This is a genomic window from Lysinibacillus sp. NPDC092081, assembly GCF_044755845.1.
GTDB lineage: Bacteria > Bacillota > Bacilli > Bacillales_A > Planococcaceae > Lysinibacillus.
This window is the reverse complement of record NZ_JBIVRU010000001.1, coordinates 674,870-692,561: the sequence shown is the minus strand read 5'-3', so window position 1 is coordinate 692,561 and position 17,692 is coordinate 674,870. Positions and strand designations below refer to the sequence as shown.

The window sequence follows — 17,692 nt, the reverse complement described above, 5'->3', positions numbered from 1 at the left end:
TGAACTATTTAAAAAACAACAAGGTAATATAATACAGTGGCAAACAGACGCGTAAATGCGTTTTTCTTAGAGAGGTGGATTACATGACACAACCAATTCTGAACGATGAACAAAAGCTGTGGAACCGCTGGATAAATGAACGTGATCCAGACGCTGGTGATTTACTTATAAAAAAATATATTTCTCTAGTATCTTATCATGTACAACGCATTGGAGCGAGCTTACCAAAGAATGTATCGCGAGACGATTTAACGAGCTTAGGTATGGTAGGTCTTTTTGACGCGTTGAATAAATTTGATATTAATAGAGACTTGAAATTTGATACATATGCCTCTTTTAGAGTAAGAGGAGCAATTATTGATGGTTTACGTAAGGAAGATTGGTTGCCACGCTCCGCACGTGAGAAGGCGAAAAAGTTAGATGCACAGATTGAACAGTTAGAACAAAAATATATGCGTCATATAACGCCTGAGGAACTTGCGGAACATATGGCTTTACCTGTTGAGGACGTTTACCAAACTGTACAAGAGCATTTCTTTTCAAATGTTCTTTCCATTAATGAGCAGCAAGATCAAGATGAGACTGATGGAAAGTCATTTGTTATTCGTGATGATACGACTAAAACACCTGAGCAAGCTGTCGTTAAGTCAGAATTGCTTGGGGATTTAGCGGAAAATATCCAAAAGCTCAATGATAAGGAGCAGCTGGTGCTTAGTTTATTTTATTCTGAGGAATTAACATTAACAGAAATTGGAGAAATGCTTGAATTATCAACATCACGCATTTCACAAATCCACTCTAAGGCGTTATTAAAGCTACGGAAATTATTATCCAATGAAATGATTAATGCATAATAATCCTTATATACATATCATTGAAGGAGGGAGTCACATGAGTTTAAAGGGTGTCGAATTGCAAATAGCTATTCCAAAAACGTTTGAAGCAGGAAAAATGGCTGATCAGGCACAACAACAAACTTTGGCTCAGCAAGCGCATGCAAATGAAGCGTTAAAAAAAGAAATAGAACGCAAGCAAAAAGTTGTGAATACTTCAGAAGGTATGGATGGGATTAGTGAAGATGAAGAAGCAGGTGGCGAGTATATAAAAGGTACTCGAAAAAAGAAAAATAAGGATGACGAGAAGCGAGAAAAGCAGGCGCAGCATCCGTTTAAAGGAAATTTCGTGGATTTTAGTGGATAGGAGTTTACTATGACAATCATACTAATTGCGGTTCTATTTATTTTACAGCTAATTTCATTTTATTTCCTTATTATATTAAATACGAAGCTAGCAAAATTTAAGGACTTAGAAAAGAAACAGGAGCGCTTAATGCGTGAAATGGATGATACCATCAGTGTCTATTTAGCTGATATGAAAGATGAAAATGATCGCCTAATTCAAGAGCTGCAAAGAGTTTCTAAGTCTGAAACTCAAACGAATGCTGTGAAACAGGAAGAACAGATTGTGAGACAAAAGGAGCAGGTGCAACCACCTTCTTTGACAAAGGAAGAAAGCACAGTAGACGGTTCTATTAGTTTAGATGAACAGCGTATTTATGTGCCCAAAAATATCGTAGCCAATGCTTATTCACGTCAGCAGCAAACTGGGGCTAAAGCTGAAGCGAAGGTGGTACATTCGGACCAACAAGCAACTGATGCAACCAAAAAGCAAGAAGCTAAGCCATTAACAGTGGAACAACAGGCTGTTGAATTAGCGAAACAAGGTAAAACAGCAGAAGAAATTGCCAAGCAACTGCAAAAAGGGAAAACAGAAATCGAGCTTTTATTGAAATTTCATCACTAAAACAGTTGCGAATGGGCTAAAGCTATGATATAGTTGCAAATGGTGTTATTAATACACACGCATTTTGATGTAGTAAGTGGTGCTCTAAGCTTAGGGTAGCTTGTTGCAAGTGATAAATGCGGAGGATAAAAACCAAACATACTAGGAGGAAATACACATGTCAGTAATTTCTATGAAACAATTACTTGAAGCTGGTGTACATTTCGGTCACCAAACTCGTCGTTGGAACCCAAAAATGAAGAAATATATCTTCGTTGAGCGTAACGGGATCTACATCATCGACTTACAAAAAACTGTTAAAAAATTAGAGGAAGCTTATGACTTCATGCGTCAAGTTGGTCAAGACGGTGGTAAAGTTCTTTTCGTTGGTACGAAAAAACAAGCACAAGAAGCGATCAAAGATGAAGCTGAACGTTCAGGCAACTACTACATCAACCAACGTTGGTTAGGTGGTACTCTTACAAACTTCGGTACAATTCAAAAACGTGTTGCACGTATGAAAGCAATCGAAAAAATGGAAGAAGACGGAACTTTTGAAGTTCTACCTAAAAAAGAAGTAATCCAACTTAAAAAAGAACACGAACGTCTAATCAAATTCTTAGGCGGTATCCGTGATATGCACGCTCTACCAGACGTAATGTTCGTGGTTGACCCACGTAAAGAACGCATTGCTGTTGCAGAAGCTATTAAATTAAACATCCCTCTAGTAGGTATTGTTGATACAAACTGTGATCCAGATGAAATCGACTACGTAATTCCTGCTAATGATGATGCTATTCGCGCTGTTAAACTTTTAACTGCTAAAATGGCTGACGCTTTAATCGAGTCAAAACAAGGTGAAGAAGAAGCTCCAGCTGTAGAAGCTGCTGCTGAGTAATTCACGTTTACAAAAAGGTGATAAGTGGCTCAGGACCCTTATCACCTTTTTTAGAACCTATCACTAAAATTTGTACAACCAATTTGAGGAGGAAACACTAAATGGCAAACATTACTGCACAATTAGTAAAAGAATTACGTGAAAAAACTGGCGCTGGAATGATGGATTGTAAAAAAGCGTTAGTACAAACTGATGGCGATATAGATGCTGCAATCGATTTCCTACGTGAAAAAGGTCTTTCTTCAGCTGCTAAAAAAGCTGACCGTATCGCTGCAGAAGGTACAACTTACATTTTAGAAAATGGTAACGAAGCAATCATCCTAGAAGTAAATGCTGAAACTGACTTCGTTTCTAAAAACGATAAATTCCAAGTATTAGTTGCTTCATTAGCTGAACAATTACTTGCTGCTAAACCTGCATCAATTGAAGCTGCATTAGAGCTTGCAAATGCTGAAGGTGTAAAAGTTGTTGACCAAATTTCAACAGCAATTGCAACAATCGGTGAAAAAATCACTCTTCGTCGTTTCGAAGTGAAAACAAAAACTGATGCAGATGCATTCGGTTCTTACTTACACATGGGCGGCCGCATCGGTGTATTAGTTGCTTTAGAAGGTTCTACAGATGCTTCTGCTGCAAAAGATGTTGCTATGCATATCGCTGCTATTAACCCTACTTATGTTTCTCGCGATGAAGTTTCTGCTGAAGAAGTTGAACGTGAGCGTAAAGTATTAACTGAACAAGCTCTTAACGAAGGTAAACCAGAAAACATCGTAGCAAAAATGGTTGAAGGTCGTCTTGGTAAATACTTCGAAGATGTTTGCTTACTTGACCAAACATTCGTTAAAAACTCAGATCAAAAAGTACGTGACTTCGTTGCTTCAACTGGCGGTTCAGTAAACGGCTTCGTACGTTACGCTGTAGGTGAAGGTATCGAAAAACGTGAAGATAACTTTGCTGAAGAAGTAATGAGCCAAGTTAAAGGTAACTAATTTAGCTTGCGTTTGATCCTAACCAAATAATATCTAGATTTTCTAGACAAAAAATGGGGAACACAACATAGCGTGTTCCCTATTTTTCCGAAATGAGCAAAAAAAGATATAATTGGTTCATCCACCAATAGTTGAGAATGAAATTGGTGATGAGCCATATAATTTCCTATTCTGCCTTATTCATAACTAGCAATTATTGTTATTTATACTATAATGGAAAAGAGAATAGAGATGTATTAAATAAAGTCTGACGGAGGTTTACAATGAGTGTGCCACAATATAAACGAGTAGTTATAAAATTAAGTGGTGAAGCGTTAGCTGGAGAAGCGGGCTTCGGTTTATCACCAAAAATAATCAAGTCTGTTGCAGAAGAAGTAAAAGAAGTAGTAGATCTTGATGTTGAAGTTGCTGTTGTTGTAGGTGGCGGTAATATATGGCGTGGAAAAATCGGTAGCGAAATGGGGATGGATCGTGCTGCAGCCGACTATATGGGTATGCTAGCAACGGTTATGAACTCTTTAGCGTTACAAGATGCACTAGAGAAATTAGGCATTGAAACACGTGTGCAATCTTCCATTGTAATGACACAAGTAGCAGAGCCATATATTCGCCGTAAAGCAGTTCGCCATCTAGAGAAAAAACGCGTAGTAATTTTTGCAGCAGGTACGGGTAACCCATTCTTCTCTACTGATACTACAGCTGCGTTACGAGCAGCTGAAATCGACGCAGATGCGATTTTAATGGCAAAAAATAATGTAGATGGTGTTTATTCTGCAGATCCGAAAATAGATGCAACTGCCGTTAAATATGATACACTCACATACTTAGACGTTATTCAACAGGGCTTACAAGTAATGGATTCAACAGCTTCTACTTTATGTATGGATAACGATATTCCGTTAATTGTCTTCTCAATTACAGAACCAGGTAATATTAAACGTGCCGTACAAGGCGAGAAAATTGGAACAGTTGTTAGGAGGAATGCATAATGTCTAAACAAGTTTTAGAACAAGCTAAAGAAAAAATGAACAAAACAATTGCTGCTTTTACACGTGAACTATCTTCAATCCGTGCAGGCCGTGCAAATGCTGCTCTATTAGATCGTATTATGGTTGAATATTATGGTGCACCAACACCAATAAATCAGCTTGGTGGTGTTTCGGTACCAGAAGCACGTTTATTAGTTATTACACCTTACGATAAAACAATTTTAGGTGAAATCGAAAAAGCGATTATGAAATCAGATATTGGTATTACACCAACAAATGATGGATCTGTTATTCGTTTAATGATTCCTGCTTTAACAGAAGAGCGTCGTAAAGATCTTGTGAAGCAAGTGAAAAAAGAAGCAGAGGATGCAAAAATCGCTGTACGTAATGTTCGTCGCGATGCTAATGATGATCTAAAAAAACTTGAAAAAGCTGGCGAAATCACAGAAGATGATCTACGTGGCTACGGTGAAGATATTCAAAAATTAACGGATGAATTCATTGTTAAAGTAGACCAAGTAATGAAAGATAAGGAAAAAGAAATTCTAGAAGTGTAAGCAATTACTCGCTTTGCATATCTATGATGGAACTTTTTGATGAGATAAAGGCGTCCTATAAATATCAGGACGTCTTTTCTCTTTACTTTTAAATTATTATGTAAAAGATGTAGTAAAGTCTTATACATTAAACTTTAACTGTTTTAGGGAAAATACCTTTCATCTATTTTTGCTTTCTTTTAAGATTAAGAAGAACTGTTCTTTACTTAAGCGAAATACATTATTGAAGATTGAACGAATAAGGGAAACACCTCTTAATATGTTTTCTAGCCTTTCTTTATAAAGGGATCATCACCAAAAGCTGGGGATGACATTTTGTTAAAACGTATGTCATAAGGATAAGTTGATTGGAGTGGAGACTGGGCGACTCCTTGGGGATTAGCAATAGAGGAACAAAGGCTAAAACCATCACGTCCTGTGATAATGCCTTCGTGACCAACATCCTGTTGCCCCGACGCCCCCAGGAAGCTCTGCTCTGCGCGAAAGCGAAGCTTCAGCGGCAAATGTTTTCTGTGCGAAAGCGAAGCGTCAGCAACAAATGTTTTCTGTGCGAAAGCGTAGCGTCAGCAACAAATGTTTTCTGTGCGAAAGCGAAGCGTCAGCAACAAATGTTTTCTGTGCGAAAGCGTAGCGTCAGCAACAAAGCGCCCAGTCGGAACGGAAATCAACCCCACGTTATGGTGAGAATCCAAAAATGTGTGTAGTTCTAAAATAAGATAGTTCATACATAGTCAATTTAGAGGGAAAAAAAAGACAAAAAGCGCTTTTGTTTGTTATGATAGGTTAGTATACGTCCGATTAGTTGTAGTGGGGGAGTTAGCATGTTTAAAAAGCTATTAGGTAAACAAATAAATATGGATTCACTATCATTGGAGGAACGTGTTGCCCTTGCTAAAAACGAGCCGATTCCTGCCCATGTAGCGATTATTATGGACGGAAATGGACGTTGGGCGAAGAAGCGTGCCATGCCACGTATTGCTGGGCACCATGAAGGTATGAAGACGGTACGAAAGGTAACTAGATTTGCATCAGATCTAGGTATTAAAGTTTTAACGGTGTATGCGTTCTCTACAGAAAATTGGAAGCGACCAAAAACAGAGGTCGATTTTCTAATGCGTTTACCTGTAGAATTTTTAGGTTCCTTTTTACCTGAAATGATGGAACGCAATGTACGTGTTGAAATGATAGGCGATCCATCTTTGTTACCAGCACATACGCAAAAAGCGTTGTACGAGGCAATGGAGGAGACGAAGCATAATACAGGATTAATTCTAAATTTTGCTCTGAATTATGGAAGTCGTTCGGAAATGGTTAGCGCCATGAAAATAATGCTTCAAAAGGTGCAGGACGGTCAATTAACGATGCAAGACATAACGGAAGAATGCTTGACATCTCATTTAATGACGGCTCATCTGCCAGAGCCAGATTTATTAATTCGTACAAGCGGTGAAGTGCGATTAAGTAATTTTATGTTATGGCAGCTCGCCTATACAGAATTTTGGTTTACAGATACATTGTGGCCAGATTTTAGTGCGGAAAACTTACTGGAAGCGGTGGAAAACTACCAGAAACGTAATCGCCGTTACGGTGGGTTGAAGGGAGAAGAAACAACTTGAAACAACGAATTATCACGGCAATAATTGCAGCAGCGCTATTTATTCCATTTGTTATCTATGGAAAAGTGCCATTTACAATACTTGTACTTGCAATGGCTGTTGTCGGCTTTTATGAAATACTAAAAATGAAAGGTATTTCACTTTTTACAGTGCCTGGTTTTTTAGGGCTACTAACATTAATACTACTTGTTATACCAAAGGACTGGTCGAGTAAGGTAGTAGATGCAATTGGCTATTCCTCCGATTTAATGGTTGTGTATGGTCTAATGATGCTATTGCTCATATACGTAGTCCTTGTGAAAAATAAAATTACATTCGATGAAGTTGCATTTATTTTATTAGGTGCGTTTTATGTCGGGTTAGGCTTCCATTACTTAATCGAAACACGAAGCTATGGTCTAGAGTTTGTTGTATATTGTTTACTTGTAGTTTGGACAACTGATTCAGGTGCATATTTTGTTGGAAGAAAGATAGGCAAAAATAAGCTATGGCCTGAAATCTCACCGAAGAAAACCGTGGAAGGTTTTGTAGGTGGAATTGTCATTGCAGTAATCTTTGCTGTTGGGATGCAGGTAATTTATCCATTTGCGAATGGTTATGTCTCACTTATTTTCATTACAATCTTTGCGTCAATTATTGGTCAAATGGGCGATTTAGTGGAATCAGCTATCAAGCGTCATTTTGACGTAAAGGATTCAGGCAAAATTTTACCTGGACATGGCGGTATTTTAGATCGCTTTGATAGTCTATTGTTCGTCGTGCCTTTACTACATTTTTTACATCTTTTTGGTAACTAGGAACAATAGCGGCTCATCGGTCGCCTATAGGAAAGCGTCCAGTCGGAACCGAAATCAACTCTACGTTATGGTGATGTGCCATAACAATAGCATTTTCCTCTAAACAGAGTGATAATAATCGTGCTATATCATTTGCTGAGATAGAAAAAGGGGACAATTTGTCGTGAAAAAAATTAGTTTACTTGGTGCAACTGGTTCAATTGGTTGGCAAACCTATGATATTTTAAAAGAACAACGCGATGCCTTTCATTTAGTGGCATTTTCTTCTGGAAAAAATATCGAAAAAACTCGTGAAATGATTGAAACTTTAAAGCCTGAGCTTGTATCTGTTCAATTAGAAGAAGATGCAATTATTCTCGCTAAAGAATATCCACAAGTACACTTTACGTTTGGTGCAAAAGGGCTTGTAGAGGTCGCTACACATCCTGATTCAACGGTGCTTGTAAACGCGGTTCTTGGAAGTGTTGGACTAGAATCGACATTAGCTGCAATTCGCATGGGCAAAACAATTGCCATCGCCAATAAAGAAACACTTGTAACCGCTGGACATTTAGTGATGGCTGAGGCCAAGAAATATAATGCAGCAATTTTGCCGGTTGATAGTGAGCATTCTGCGATTTTCCAATCGATGAATGGTGAGAATCCGAAAAATATTGAACGTTTAATTATTACAGCTTCTGGAGGTAGCTTCCGTGACAAAACACGTGAGGAATTGAAGCATGTAACGGTTGCGGATGCACTAAATCACCCGAACTGGTCAATGGGTGCGAAAATTACGATAGATTCAGCTACAATGATGAATAAAGGACTAGAAGTCATTGAAGCACATGTCTTATTTGATATGCCTTATGATAAAATTGATGTACTTTTGCATAGAGAAAGTATTATTCACTCCCTAGTTGAGTATCATGATACTAGTGTCATTGCACAGCTAGGTACGCCGGACATGCGTGTACCTATCCAATATGCATTAAGCTACCCAGATCGTATGCCGCTGCATAACGGACAACGACTTAATTTAGCACAAATTGGTCAGCTGCATTTTAAAGAAATGGATGTTGAACGTTATCCAGCATTGCGACTAGCATATGAGGCTGGGCGCACAGGCGGTACAATTTTAACAGCGATGAATGCAGCGAATGAAGCGGCAGTTGCGGCATTTTTACAAGGGAAAATAACATTCCTTGAAATTGACGAAACGATTGAGCGTGTAATGCAAGCACATAACAACATATTAGTGCCAGATTTGCAAACAATTTTGCATGCAGACAGTGAAACAAGAAAAACAGTGTTAGACATGGTAAAATAAAGAGAGAAGATATCGTTAACTATTCGCTTTTAAAGGTGGGGTATTATGCAAACAGCTATTGCTTTTATTTTAATATTTGGCCTACTTGTATTCTTCCATGAATTTGGTCACTTCTTGTTCGCAAAACGAGCAGGAATTATGGTTCGAGAATTTGCAATTGGTATGGGACCAAAAATTTATGGGAAAACACATGGTGAAACAATCTATACGATACGTTTATTGCCGATTGGTGGTTACGTTCGTATGGCTGGTGAGGACATGGATGGCACTGAATTACAGCCGGGCTATCGAGTAGGGCTTATTGTAGATGAAGATAATGTGGTAAAGAAAATTATTTTTAATCAAAATAATAAGCAATTACCAGATCTGTTATTTTTAGAAGTTGAGCGTGCCGATTTAGAAAAGGATTTGTTTGTAGAAGGCTATGATGAAGAAGAAAAATTAGTTCGTTATAATGTTGCAAGAGATTGTATTCTCGTAGAAAACGGTAAAGAAACGTTAATAGCACCATATGATCGTCAATTTAACGCTAAAACAGTCGGTCAACGAGCAATGACAATTTTTGCAGGCCCGTTATTTAACTTTATATTAGCTTTTATTATTTATATGCTGATTGGATTGATTCATGGTGTGCCTACGTATGAACCAATCATCACAGAAGTAGTAGAAAATGATCCAGCCGCACAAGCAGGAATGCTTGCAGGCGATAGAGTAACTGCAATCGATGGACAAGTAGTTAATAAATGGCAAGATTTAGCTGCTTTTGTACAAGATCATCCAAGTGAGGATATTACTGTAACGGTTGATCGAAATGGTCAACAAGTTAACCTAAATATGAAGGTAAAAGAAAAAATAGAACAAAATGGCGAAAAATATGGTCAAATAGGGGTTAAGTATGAAAGCCCGCGTGAATTTAATCCATTAAAGGCTGTTGTTTATGGCGCTCAAGAAACTTATAATATGACTGCTCGAATATTTGAATTGCTTGGTATGTTAATTACCGGTAAATTCACGATAGATGCTCTATCAGGTCCAGTAGGAATTTACAAAGCGACAGAGCAGGTAGCTCAATATGGATTCATCAATTTAATGAATTGGGCTGCGATGTTAAGTATTAACCTTGGAATTATGAACTTACTACCGCTTCCTGCACTTGACGGTGGTCGTCTATTATTCTTTGGCTTCGAAGCAGTAAGGGGTAAACCAATCGATCGTCAAAAAGAGGGTCTTGTGCATTTTGTAGGTATCGTACTATTGATGATCTTAATGGTCGTAGTTACATGGAACGATATACAACGATTTTTCTTTTAATTAAATGAAGTAAAGTTAAGTTAAGTTTTTCAAGTAAAACATATTTAGAAGAAGCCCTGGCGACTGTGCAATTACGCCAAGGTGAAAATTGATTGAAAAAACATAGCTTTGAACGCAATATTTTTGAAACATTGCGTTCAAAGCTAAATTTGTTTATGCTAATTAGAGTATAAAAACTTATCTATTAAAAAGGTGGAACACTGAATGAAGCAAAGTAAAACATTTATCCCAACGCTACGTGAAGTACCTGCTGATGCAGAGGTAAAATCACATAAACAATTACTACGTGCAGGGTTTATTCGTCAAAATACAAGTGGGGTATACTCGTATTTACCGCTTGCAAAACGTGTGTTAACAAAAATAGAAAACATTATTCGTGAAGAGATGGAAGCAATCAATTCAATTGAGCTTTTAATGCCTTCATTACAATCTGCGGAACTTTGGCAGGAATCTGGCCGCTGGGAAAAATATGGTCCAGAATTAATGCGTTTAAAAGACCGTCATGATCGTGATTTCGCATTAGGGCCAACACATGAAGAAGTGATTACAACTTTAGTACGCGATGAAATTAAATCATATAAAAAATTACCATTAACACTTTATCAAATTCAAACTAAATTCCGTGATGAAAAGCGTCCTCGCTTTGGTTTACTACGAGGCAGAGAGTTTATTATGAAAGATGCATACTCTTTCCATGCTTCGCGTGAAAGTTTAGATGAAACATATGATGATATGTATCGTGCCTATTCAAATATTTTCTCTCGTCTTGGTTTAAACTATCGTGCAGTTATTGCAGATGCAGGCTCAATTGGTGGGAAGGGTACACATGAATTTATGGTGCTTTCTGAAATTGGAGAAGATACAATTGCATACTCTGACACGTCTAATTATGCGGCAAACATCGAAATGGCAGAAGTTCTTGTAGACTACCAACCATCAGATGAAGCATTAAAAGAGCTTGAAAAAGTGGCAACACCAGACCAAAAAACAATCGAAGAAGTATCAGCTTTCTTAAATGTTGAGCCTTCAAATGTCATTAAATCATTAGTGTTTGATGTTGACGGTGAATTAGTTGTTGTACTTGCTCGTGGAGATCACGAAATTAATGATATTAAGCTGAAAAATGCGCTTGAAGCTGGTTCTGTTGAACTTGCTAGTGAAGCGGCAATCCGTGATTTATTAGGCTGTGGAGTTGGTTCAATCGGTCCTGTTAAATTACCGGTAGACGTAAAAGTAGTAGCTGATAATGCTATTAAATCTATTCGTAACGGTGTTGCTGGTGCGAATGAAGATGGATTCCACTTAGTAAACGTTAATCCTGAGCGTGATTTTGCAGTGAATGAATACGTAGATATTCGTTTTATTCAAGAGGGTGATCCATCTCCTGATGGACAAGGTACTATCAAATTTGCAGAAGGTATCGAAGTTGGTCATATTTTCAAATTAGGAACAACTTACTCTGCAAAAATGAATGGTACATTCTTAGACGAACAAGGTAAGGCACAGCCATTTATTATGGGATGCTATGGTATTGGTGTATCACGTATTTTAGCTGCTGTTGCAGAGCATTTCCAAGATGAAAATGGTTTTGTTTGGCCAACACAATTAGCTCCGTATGATATCCATGTTGTACCTGTTAATACAAAGGATGAAACACAGGTTGCCTTAGCTGATGAGCTTTATGGTTTATTGAAATCATACCGTTATGATGTGCTATTAGATGATCGTACTGAGCGTGCTGGGGTTAAATTTGCAGATGCTGATTTAATTGGCTTACCTGTCCGTGTAACAGTAGGTAAAAAAGCAACTGAAGGTGTTGTTGAAGTAAAATTCCGTCAAACAGGTGAAACATTCGAATGGAAAAAAGAAGAGGTCATTGATCGCTTAAATGAATTTTTTCGCAAAAATTAACCTTTAGAATGGCTTGTCCCAAAAAGGATGTAAATGGCATTAAATAGATAAAAGATTCGCGCCACTTCTCGGGGACAGCGAGCCAAGCATGAATTCATAGATTTTTTGGATTTGTGAGGCTTGACGGTCACCCGTGAAAAGGGAGCGAATTTTTTCTTTGATTCGTAAACGTTGGTGAGGAAATAAAACAAGGGGCTTTAAGACTGCCTCTTTCTGAAAGTAGGTGTCAATAGATTGGAACAGCAACAAGAAGCAAGAACGAGGTTTCAAATGCTCTTGCAACAACTAGAGTTAACAGATGATGTGTATATGTCCTTTTTTGAGGAAGGTGAATTATCACGGTTAACTGTACACAAAAAGAATAGGCTATGGAATTTTTCCATTAAATTACGAGATGTACTTCCTTTTCCACTATACCAACTTTTTCGTACTCGTTTGACTGAAAAATTTTCAACTATCGCTCAAATCCACACAACTTTTGATACGGTAGAGCAAAATGTTACGGAGGAACTTGTCCAACAATATTGGTTAACAGTAGTAGAGCAAATTGATGAGATGGCGCCACCTTTAAAACATTGCCTAGCATCGCAAATACCTATGTGGAATGGGCAAAAAATTACTTTATCCTGCATGCAAGAAATGGAATTTATGATGTTGAAAACAAAGTATGCAGAAAAGCTTTCCGAAAGCTATAGTCAATTCGGCTTTCCACATATTGTGATAGATTTTGTTCTTCAAGATCAATCGGAAGAAATGATTGCGGCACAGGAAGCTTTCATGGAACAGAAGCGTTTAGAGGAGGCAGCTTTATCCCAGCAAGCGATACAAGATTACCAAAAACGTGAGCAAGAGAAGAAAGAAAATCCAGCTCTTGCGAACCTTGGTGACCGTCCATTCCAGCTGGGTATGTTAATTAAAGACGATGAAACAATGGAAATTAAACGCATTGTTGAGGAAGAACGCCGTGTTATCATTGAAGGATTTGTTTTTGATACGGAAATTAGAGAGCTGAAAAGTGGTCGCTCTTTATTACAAATTAAAATTACCGACTATACGGATTCTATCGTAGTAAAAATGTTCTCACGCGATAATGATGATGCAGAGCTAATGCAGCATTTGAAAAAAGGTATGTGGGTTAAAGTTCGTGGTTCTGTACAAACTGATACGTTTATCCGTGATTTAATCGTGATGGCAAATGATATTAATGAAATAAAAAAAGCAACACGTCAGGACCACGCACTAGAAGGCGAAAAACGGGTGGAGCTACATCTTCATACACCAATGAGTCAAATGGATGCTGTGACACCAGTTGGTAGACTTGTTGAGCAGGCTGCAAAGTGGGGTCATCCAGCCGTGGCTATTACCGACCACGCTGTTGTGCAATCCTTCCCAGAGGCCTATGCAGCAGGGAAAAAGCATGGCATAAAGGTTATTTACGGCTTGGAAGCTAATTTAGTAGATGATGGTGTACCGATTGCTTATGCATCTGAGCACCGCTTATTAGCTGATACTACCTATGTCGTGTTTGACGTAGAGACGACAGGACTATCAACTGCTTACGATACTATAATTGAGCTTGCTGCGGTGAAAATTAAAGATGGAAATGTGATAGATAAATACGAAAGCTTTGCCAATCCACATCACCTACTTTCAGCAACAACCATTGAACTGACAGGCATTACAGATGATATGGTACGAAATGCGCCAGAAGTGGAGCAAGTCATTAAGGAATTTCATGCATTTATCGGAGATGGCATAGTAGTAGCCCATAATGCATCGTTTGATATGGGCTTTTTATACACAGGCTATAAAAAATTTGGGCTGGAGGAAACAATTCATCCAGTTATTGATACGTTAGAGCTTGCCAGATTGCTTTATCCAACGATGAAAAACCATCGTTTAAATACACTTTGTAAAAAATTCAATATTGATTTAACCCAACATCACCGAGCTATATATGATACAGAGGCAACGGGTTACTTACTTTTACAGCTGTTAAAAGATGCAGATGAATTAGCTATCAAATACCACGACGACTTTAATAAGCATATTGGTGGTGGGGATGCTTATAAAAAGGGACGACCAATGCACTGCACAATATTAGCAGTAGATAATGTTGGTCTAAAAAATTTATTTAAAATAGTCACCCACTCCCATACAAAAACTTTCTATCGTGTACCTCGTGTAACACGGGCAGTCCTAGAGCAATATAGAGAAGGGTTATTAGTTGGATCAGGTTGTAGTAATGGTGAATTATTTGAGACCATGATGAATAAATCCCCAGAGGAAGCAGAGCAAGTTGCAAGATTTTATGATTATATTGAGGTTCAACCTAAGGCAGTGTATGCACCGTTAATTGAGCGCAATGTAGTACGTGATGAATGGACGCTTGAAGATATTATTCGCAAGTTAGTAAAGCTAGGGAAGAAAATCGATAAACCTGTTGTAGCAACTGGTAATGTGCATTACTTAGATCCGACAGATGGAATGTTCAGACAAATATTAATTGGCTCTCAAGGTGGTGCCAACATATTAAATAGATCAAAGCTACCTGAGGTTCATTTTAGAACGACGGATGAAATGCTTAAAGAATTTGATTTTTTAGGACCAGATCTTGCGAAGGAAGTAGTTGTTACCAACTCTCAAAAAGTCGCAGATATGATTGGTGATGTTAAGCCAATTAAAGATGATCTATATACACCAAAAATTGAAGGCTCAGATGATGAGGTCACAAATTTAACCTATGAAATGGCTCATCGTATATACGGGGAAGAGTTGCCGGAAATCGTGAAGGCCCGAATTGAAAAGGAACTAAAGTCAATTTTAGGCCATGGTTTCGGAGTAATTTATTTAATTTCTGCGAAGCTTGTGAAAAAATCATTAGCTGATGGCTATTTAGTAGGTTCCCGTGGTTCTGTTGGGTCTTCATTAGTGGCGACATTTATGGAGATTACTGAAGTAAATCCACTTCCACCTCATTATGTTTGTCCAGATTGTAAGCATTCCGAGTTTTTTAATGATGGTTCAGTAAGCTCAGGCTTTGACTTACCAAATAAAGATTGTACGGAATGTGGAACACCATATAAAAAGGATGGGCAAGATATCCCATTCGAAACGTTCCTTGGCTTTAAGGGAGATAAGGTACCTGATATTGATTTGAATTTTTCGGGGGAATATCAACCACAGGCTCATAACTATACAAAGGTTTTATTCGGTGAAGATTATGTATATCGTGCCGGGACAATTGGTACTGTTGCGGAGAAAACAGCTTATGGCTATGTAAAGGGCTATGCAAATGATAACAATCTACATTTCCGCGGTGCTGAGGTAGATCGATTAGTGCAAGGCTGTACAGGCGTTAAACGTACATCAGGACAGCACCCTGGAGGAATTATTGTAGTACCAGATTATATGGATATTTATGACTTCTCACCAGTGCAATTTCCTGCGGATGCACAGGATGCAGAATGGCGTACAACGCACTTTGATTTCCATTCCATTCACGATAATATTTTAAAGCTTGATATTCTTGGGCACGATGATCCGACTGTGATTCGGATGTTGCAGGATTTATCAGGGATAGATCCAAAAACCGTTCCAACAGATGATCCAGTTGTTATGAATATCTTTAGTTCTCCAGAAACTTTAGGTGTAACAGAAAAACAAATTGGCTGTAAGACAGGAACACTTGGCATTCCTGAGTTCGGTACCCGTTTTGTACGCCAGATGCTTGAAGATACAAAGCCGTCAACATTCTCAGAGCTTGTGCAAATTTCAGGACTTTCACACGGAACAGACGTATGGCTTGGTAACGCACAAGAGTTAATTCAAAACGGTACATGTGTGCTGAAAGAAGTAATTGGCTGTCGTGACGATATTATGGTGTATTTAATTTATCAAGGTCTAGAACCGTCACTGGCGTTTAAAATAATGGAGTCTGTGCGTAAAGGGAAAGGTTTATCTGAAGAGTTTGAAGCAGAGATGCTAGCGAATAAAGTACCAGGCTGGTATATCGAATCATGTAAAAAGATAAAATATATGTTCCCGAAAGCCCACGCTGCTGCTTACGTGTTAATGGCAGTTCGTATCGCTTGGTTTAAGGTGCATTTCCCGATTCTTTACTATGCAGCGTATTTCACAGTACGTGCAGATGATTTTGACTTAATTGCGATGGTACAGGGCTCGCAAATGATTCGTGCAAAAATTGATGAAATCAATATAAAGGGCTTAGATGCTTCAACAAAAGAAAAAAACCTATTAACGGTGATGGAACTAGCACTTGAAATGTGTGAGCGTGGTATGAGCTTCCAAAAGGTGGACTTATATCGTTCGCAGGCTAGTGAATTTGTAATTGATGGGAACTCTTTAATCCCACCATTTGATGCGATTCCTGGACTTGGTACAAACGTTGCTAAACAAATTGTGACAGCACGTGAGGACGGAGAATTTTTATCGAAGGAAGATTTACAGCAACGAGGTCGAGTATCCAAGACATTGATAGAATACATGGATCAATTGGGTTGTTTAGAGGGAATGCCTGATGCTAATCAGTTATCTCTTTTCTAAAATAGGAAGGTTAGTCTGAAGGCATCATCAGCAAAAACGAATAACTTATCTGCCTTATGTTCAAATTAAGGCTTATAAAGTTGGGAATGACATTTGTTAAAATGTATACTATGTATATGAGTTGATTGAAGTGAAGGATACACTACTCCCGGAAAGCGGCCAGTCAGAACGGAAATCAGCCCCATGTTATGGTGATGAGCCTAATTTAAGCACAAACTTCAATTTCCAGACGCAATTATGCCGAGGCATAATTGATTAGATGTCTAGAAAAAGGAGATTTGCATTGTGCTGTAAACTATGCTATTCTTATGGTAATAATTTGTTGATATTTTTCCAGCAAAAGAGTGGGGCCTTCCCGCTCTTTTCTGTTGTTATACCGTAGCAAAACAAATTTTTGACTAACAGCAGGTAAGACCGTTAAATTTCACCAAAGCTACTGGTGGAATTTCTGTTTTATTACGCCAGATTTTGATAGATACAGGAGGAAACAATGAGCAAAGTACCATCTTTAATTGAGGAGCTCGCCAAACCGATTGTTGAAGAGTTGAATCTTGAGCTTGTAGATGTCGAGTTCGTAAAAGAAGGACGTAACTGGTTTTTACGTGTTTATGTGGATACACCTGAGGGTGGAATTGACATTGAACAATGTGCCCAAGTTAGTGAACGACTAAGTTTGCTATTGGATGAAAATGATCCAATTACACAAAACTATTATTTAGAAGTTTCTTCACCTGGAGCAGAACGTCCATTAAAAAAAGATACTGATTTTGAAAATGCGATTGGCAAATTTATTTATGTAAAAACCTATGAGCCCATCAAGGACATGAAGGAATTCCAAGGCTACTTAACGTCATACGATGAACATACATTAGTGATGGAAGTACGCATTAAAACGCGTAAAATTACAGTAACAATTGAACAAGAAAAAATCGCATTGGCACGACTTGCCATCGATTTTTAAGCATAT

General features: G+C 38.2%; 14 protein-coding genes. All 14 read left to right on the top strand.

Translation table 11 applies throughout. The features are described from left to right. Positions 1-83 precede the first annotated feature (83 nt). The 14 genes from ACIQLB_RS03555 to rimP all read left to right on the top strand — a co-directional run bounded on the left by ACIQLB_RS03555 (position 84) and on the right by rimP (position 17,686). Entirely contained in the window at positions 84-854 is a 771-nt protein-coding gene (locus ACIQLB_RS03555; RefSeq protein ID WP_400720965.1) for a FliA/WhiG family RNA polymerase sigma factor, read from the top strand. Between the two features lie 37 nt (positions 855-891). Beyond that, positions 892-1,200 carry an RNA polymerase subunit sigma gene (locus tag ACIQLB_RS03550; RefSeq protein ID WP_370042844.1) on the top strand — a complete coding sequence of 103 codons (309 nt, stop codon included), beginning with the start codon at positions 892-894 and terminating at the stop codon, positions 1,198-1,200. Positions 1,201-1,209: 9 nt separating this feature from the next. After that, the gene (locus ACIQLB_RS03545) at positions 1,210-1,803 is read left to right on the top strand and encodes a hypothetical protein (RefSeq protein WP_400720962.1); all 594 of its coding nucleotides are present in this window, start codon (positions 1,210-1,212) and stop codon (positions 1,801-1,803) included. A 157-nt stretch (positions 1,804-1,960) separates the two neighbouring features. After that, complete coding sequence (rpsB, locus tag ACIQLB_RS03540) at positions 1,961-2,680, top strand: 30S ribosomal protein S2 (RefSeq protein ID WP_049668466.1); 720 nt, start codon at positions 1,961-1,963, stop codon at positions 2,678-2,680. Between the two features lie 101 nt (positions 2,681-2,781). Next, positions 2,782-3,669 (top strand): translation elongation factor Ts, encoded by an 888-nt coding sequence (gene tsf, locus ACIQLB_RS03535; protein WP_400720959.1) that lies wholly within the window; start codon positions 2,782-2,784, stop codon positions 3,667-3,669. A 263-nt stretch (positions 3,670-3,932) separates the two neighbouring features. Beyond that, entirely contained in the window at positions 3,933-4,658 is a 726-nt protein-coding gene (gene pyrH, locus ACIQLB_RS03530; protein WP_376069197.1) for a UMP kinase, read from the top strand. After that, positions 4,658-5,215: a ribosome recycling factor gene (gene frr / locus ACIQLB_RS03525; RefSeq protein ID WP_400720955.1), complete on the top strand. Its 558-nt coding sequence runs from the start codon at positions 4,658-4,660 to the stop codon at positions 5,213-5,215. Before pyrH ends, frr begins: the two co-directional genes overlap by 1 nt. A gap of 821 nt (positions 5,216-6,036) precedes the next feature. After that, positions 6,037-6,831: an undecaprenyl pyrophosphate synthase gene (locus tag ACIQLB_RS03520; protein ID WP_400720953.1), complete on the top strand. Its 795-nt coding sequence runs from the start codon at positions 6,037-6,039 to the stop codon at positions 6,829-6,831. After that, positions 6,828-7,628 (top strand): phosphatidate cytidylyltransferase, encoded by an 801-nt coding sequence (locus tag ACIQLB_RS03515; RefSeq protein ID WP_400720950.1) that lies wholly within the window; start codon positions 6,828-6,830, stop codon positions 7,626-7,628. Before ACIQLB_RS03520 ends, ACIQLB_RS03515 begins: the two co-directional genes overlap by 4 nt. 163 nt (positions 7,629-7,791) lie before the next feature. After that, positions 7,792-8,937, top strand: coding sequence for a 1-deoxy-D-xylulose-5-phosphate reductoisomerase (dxr, locus tag ACIQLB_RS03510; protein ID WP_400720948.1), 1,146 nt, complete (start codon positions 7,792-7,794; stop codon positions 8,935-8,937). A 45-nt stretch (positions 8,938-8,982) separates the two neighbouring features. After that, positions 8,983-10,248: an RIP metalloprotease RseP gene (rseP, locus tag ACIQLB_RS03505; protein ID WP_400720945.1), complete on the top strand. Its 1,266-nt coding sequence runs from the start codon at positions 8,983-8,985 to the stop codon at positions 10,246-10,248. Between the two features lie 204 nt (positions 10,249-10,452). Next, positions 10,453-12,159: a proline--tRNA ligase gene (locus ACIQLB_RS03500; RefSeq protein WP_400720942.1), complete on the top strand. Its 1,707-nt coding sequence runs from the start codon at positions 10,453-10,455 to the stop codon at positions 12,157-12,159. Between the two features lie 234 nt (positions 12,160-12,393). After that, complete coding sequence (locus ACIQLB_RS03495) at positions 12,394-16,725, top strand: PolC-type DNA polymerase III (RefSeq protein ID WP_400720939.1); 4,332 nt, start codon at positions 12,394-12,396, stop codon at positions 16,723-16,725. A gap of 490 nt (positions 16,726-17,215) precedes the next feature. After that, the gene (rimP, locus tag ACIQLB_RS03490; protein WP_142507439.1) at positions 17,216-17,686 is read left to right on the top strand and encodes a ribosome maturation factor RimP; all 471 of its coding nucleotides are present in this window, start codon (positions 17,216-17,218) and stop codon (positions 17,684-17,686) included. Positions 17,687-17,692: the final 6 nt, after the last annotated feature.

Bases quoted from the DNA above. Each gene is read 5' to 3' on its own strand.
- pyrH (WP_376069197.1), top strand. From the start codon at position 3,933: ATGAGTGTGCCACAATATAAACGAGTAGTTATAAAATTAAGTGGTGAA.
- ACIQLB_RS03545 (WP_400720962.1), top strand. From the start codon at position 1,210: ATGACAATCATACTAATTGCGGTTCTATTTATTTTACAGCTAATTTCA.
- ACIQLB_RS03550 (WP_370042844.1), top strand. From the start codon at position 892: ATGAGTTTAAAGGGTGTCGAATTGCAAATAGCTATTCCAAAAACGTTT.
- ACIQLB_RS03520 (WP_400720953.1), top strand. From the start codon at position 6,037: ATGTTTAAAAAGCTATTAGGTAAACAAATAAATATGGATTCACTATCA.
- ACIQLB_RS03555 (WP_400720965.1), top strand. From the start codon at position 84: ATGACACAACCAATTCTGAACGATGAACAAAAGCTGTGGAACCGCTGG.
- rseP (WP_400720945.1), top strand. From the start codon at position 8,983: ATGCAAACAGCTATTGCTTTTATTTTAATATTTGGCCTACTTGTATTC.
- rimP (WP_142507439.1), top strand. From the start codon at position 17,216: ATGAGCAAAGTACCATCTTTAATTGAGGAGCTCGCCAAACCGATTGTT.
- rpsB (WP_049668466.1), top strand. From the start codon at position 1,961: ATGTCAGTAATTTCTATGAAACAATTACTTGAAGCTGGTGTACATTTC.
- tsf (WP_400720959.1), top strand. From the start codon at position 2,782: ATGGCAAACATTACTGCACAATTAGTAAAAGAATTACGTGAAAAAACT.
- frr (WP_400720955.1), top strand. From the start codon at position 4,658: ATGTCTAAACAAGTTTTAGAACAAGCTAAAGAAAAAATGAACAAAACA.
- ACIQLB_RS03500 (WP_400720942.1), top strand. From the start codon at position 10,453: ATGAAGCAAAGTAAAACATTTATCCCAACGCTACGTGAAGTACCTGCT.